Below are 287 nucleotides of genomic sequence, written 5' to 3'. Positions count from 1 at the left end.
TGGAGGAAATTCGGCGTTTGGATGGAACACACCTGGATCCGCTCGGATTCCGGCAGTTTGGTCTCCTCGGCAATCAGCGTATCAAAATCCGGATAGATACGGTCGGTTGAAATCCCAAGTTCCCGGGCAAATTCCAGGCTTTGTGCATGGTCCGGGTTAAAGACCGCTCCGGTAATCTCATAGCTGTCGTACATATGGGCGGCAACCCGGTGGAGGACGCCGATCAATGAATCGCCCCCGCCTCCGAGGATACCCAGTTTTATCTTTTCAGGCATAGTATTAGGTAA

At 52.6% G+C, this 287-nt stretch carries 1 pseudogene; it reads right to left on the bottom strand.

Annotated features, from left to right (window positions below):
* Nucleotides 1-275, bottom strand: a pseudogene (locus tag ACRHNM_RS16610) (Gfo/Idh/MocA family protein); the annotation flags it as partial.
* Between the last annotated feature and the right edge of the window lie 12 nt (nucleotides 276-287).

Origin of the sequence: Psychroserpens mesophilus (assembly GCF_050617655.1) — a bacterium.
GTDB classification, from domain to species: Bacteria; Bacteroidota; Bacteroidia; order Flavobacteriales; family Flavobacteriaceae; genus Psychroserpens; species Psychroserpens mesophilus_A.
The sequence above is the reverse complement of the archived record's forward strand: the minus strand, read 5'-3'. Positions and strand labels throughout refer to the sequence as shown.